3 protein-coding genes are annotated in these 3,080 nt (G+C 58.6%); 1 reads left to right on the forward strand and 2 read right to left on the reverse strand.

Going from position 1 to position 3,080, the window contains the following annotated elements:
- The first annotated feature begins 711 nt into the window (after positions 1-711).
- Positions 712-948: a glutaredoxin family protein gene (locus ACR0P8_RS09120; protein WP_432624761.1), complete on the forward strand. Its 237-nt coding sequence runs from the start codon at positions 712-714 to the stop codon at positions 946-948.
- Positions 949-1,240: 292 nt separating this feature from the next.
- Here ACR0P8_RS09120 and ACR0P8_RS09125 read toward each other — a convergent pair whose 3' ends face one another.
- Entirely contained in the window at positions 1,241-2,533 is a 1,293-nt protein-coding gene (locus ACR0P8_RS09125; protein WP_432624762.1) for a putative ABC transporter permease, read from the reverse strand.
- Between the two features lie 298 nt (positions 2,534-2,831).
- Positions 2,832-3,080: hypothetical protein (locus ACR0P8_RS09130; RefSeq protein WP_432624763.1), on the reverse strand; the 249-nt coding region annotated here is incomplete at its 5' end.

The following is a 3,080-nucleotide window of genomic DNA, read 5'->3' on the forward strand; positions in this document are numbered from 1 at the left end:
CGGTCTTGCCGAAATCCGCAAAGTTTGACAGAAATCCGCACACGACAAAGGATGATGCGCAGGACGATGCAGAATGAGGGCGAGCTGGGCGCAAGATACGGACGAGCAAAACATTCGGACGACTCAGACGAGCAGGACGGTTCAGACGGCACAGACGGCACACACGTGCAGGACAATTCGGACGGTTCGAACAATTCGAACGATTCGGACAATTCGAACAGATCGGACAGGCAAGACGAGCAGGACAATTCAGAGGTCCGGACGGTTTGGACGGTTCGAACGATTCAGACGATTCAAACGATTCAGACAGTCCGGACGGGCAGAACGATTCGGACGGGCAGGACAATTCAGACAGTCCGAACGATTCAGACAGACAGTCCGAACGATTCAGACAGTCCGAACGATTCAGGCAGACGGGACGTTTAGACGATTGAGGACAGGACACGGGCGGCAGTGATCGCATTGCAGCGGCGAGGATGGTTTCGGCGCGCCGCGATCGCGTGCGATGATAGACTTGAATGGTATCGAACATTTGTTCGCATATTTCAGTATTATGGGGAATTCCCCACTATATACAGTGGATGAACATACGAAACGCCACTATGGGTAGTGTATACTGATGAACGGCCCGCGCAGACGGGCGATAATCGCAGAACGTACCGGAAGGCATCCGCACAAAGCGGGGAGCCGCTTGCATAGGGAGGAAAAGTAATGACCGTAACCGTCTTCACCAATCCGAACAATCCGCAATGCGAAGCCACCGAGCAGGAACTTTCCAAACTGGGCGTGCGGTACGTGGCGATCGACCTGACGCAGAATCCGTCCACGCTCGAGCAAATCAAGGACGCCGGATTCAAGCAGATTCCGGTGGTCATCTCACCGAACTCCTCATGGAGCGGGCATCGCCCCGACCTCATCCGTCAACTGGCCCAAAGCATCGCGGCGTAGACGTCGAATCGTCCAGCAACAGTCCCAGGAAACGGGAACAAAGCCAATTCGCAGCCCGTACCAGTAGATACGAACCGCACGGTGCACAAACGTTGTTCCTCTCAGGCCAAAGCCCGGAATGACAGCGCCTTCACAGGCAACCAATCAGAGCAATCCGGTCGGCCAGCGGCCTACCTAGTCCACATCCGCAGCCCAATCAGCCCAAGTTCAACTGGCCCAAAGCATCGCGGCGTAAACGTCGGCCAGCCCGGCCGGTCCGGAGCATCCCGGCCAGCATCCGCCGAGACACGGTCTACATACGGCCGGCCGTGGATGGGTCGATCTTCATGGTCTGGAATCGATGAGCCATGAAATCATCATTGAAATAAGTGGCGAAGAACTGCGCGACAGGCGAATCCTGCGCGATCCCCGCCATACGGGAATACCAGGCGTCAAGCGCCATCAACGTCATCACGCCATCCACAAAGACGAACACGAAACACACCAACGTCAACGAATAGCGGATCCTCCACGGAATGCGCTGGATCAATCGCAGCAATCGCGGCAGAATCAGCTTGACCCAGACCAAACCAAGGACGCCCCAGAAGAACATGTACTTGCCGGACGTGCGCCCGTCGATCGAAAGCCACTGCCCCGTGTAATCCCATGCGCGGATGCCGAACGCCACCTGCATGAACCAGCTGGTGAAATATTCGAACGCACCGCCGATCACAGCGCTGGAACAGAAGATCAGCAGCCAATTCGACTGCCACAAATGGTTGAGCAGCACAGTGACGATCACCACGCCGAAGCCGTAAATCGGCGAGAATGGCCCCCACAGAAAGCCCGCGCGGTCCTGGTATTCGCCGAACAGGATGAAATGGTAGATGGTCTCGACCACCAGACCGAACACGCAACCGATCGTGAACAGCCAGAACAGATTGAAGAAATCCAGCGAAATATAGCCTTTGCCGGTCAGATCGCGGCCGGCCATGCCTTGGGAAGCGGCGTTCTCATACGCGCTGCGGGCGTCCATGCGCCGCAACGCGAACTGCAGCCGGCGCTCCTCCCGCAACGACGGGTCCGCGGTGATGTGCAGGGCAATCAGCACGACAAGCTGGACGGCCGGGCTGATGAGGTTCGGACCAAGCCCCTTCAACGCCAGCGACAGTAGACCTTCGGCGAGCGTCAGCGGAATCAACAGGTACGTCCATTGCGCGATATGCCGGCGCTTGTTCCTGAAAAGCAGCACGCCGAACACCGTCAGGCACGCGGTGGTGACCATCAGCACGACCGATTGAATCGCCGACAGAATCGTGGTGAGGCTCAGCGCGTCGACCCTCATATCGCCGGAAAGCACGGCCTGCACAACGTACAGGCACGACAGCACGATGATCGGCAGCGTCACCACGCCTTCGACGATCATCACGATGCCGTAGATGCGGACGATCAGCGGCAGACGACGGTCGGCGGGACTGTCGGCTCCTTCGATGGCCGCGATTTCGGTTTCGTCCGCGATCGCCTTGCTTTCCGTGACCGCCTTGCCTGCGACGGAATCCTTGGATCGTTCTTCGGACTGTGCTTCGGATTGCGCGGTTTCGCTCATGTGCCGCTCCTTCCCGCGGTCAACGCTATCAAACGGCGGCAATAATCGCTGTGGGGAAAGAAGATAGGGGTATGGCGATTGGCCAGCGCACCGAAGCTCGGAGCCGGCCTGAGAAGATTCCTTTGAGAGGATTTCCTTGACTGCCGGCCTCGACTCCGCCACCGACAAGAATACCCCCGTACATGAGATCTCCGCGGAAAACATCACTTTTCCGGAGCTGTTACATGCACGGGGGTCTAAATACAGGAGGCGAGGTCCAGGACGTCAGAGTTGCGGAGACGCCTGGCGCGAACCCCATTCAGCTGGCGATGGTTCCGGACCCATCGGCGTCCAGATAGCTGCTGGAATTGTTGGAGCCGGAGGAGCTGGAGCTGGAGCCGGACTGCTGGCCGGACTGACCAGAACCAGACTGGCCTGACTGGCCGGAACCGCCCTGACCGGAATCGGAACCACCTTGGCCAGGCTGCCCGCTCGGCGGCTCACCCATCTGACCATTGGACTGGCCACTGCCGGAGCCGGACTGTCCGCCGGGTCCGCCCATCTGACC

The organism is Bifidobacterium sp., from assembly GCF_050874245.1.
Lineage (GTDB): Bacteria > Actinomycetota > Actinomycetes > Actinomycetales > Bifidobacteriaceae > Bifidobacterium.

Coding starts and splice junctions, on each gene's coding strand:
- ACR0P8_RS09120 (WP_432624761.1), top strand. CDS start 712: ATGACCGTAACCGTCTTCACCAATCCGAACAATCCGCAATGCGAAGCC.
- ACR0P8_RS09125 (WP_432624762.1), bottom strand. CDS start 2,533: ATGAGCGAAACCGCGCAATCCGAAGCACAGTCCGAAGAACGATCCAAG.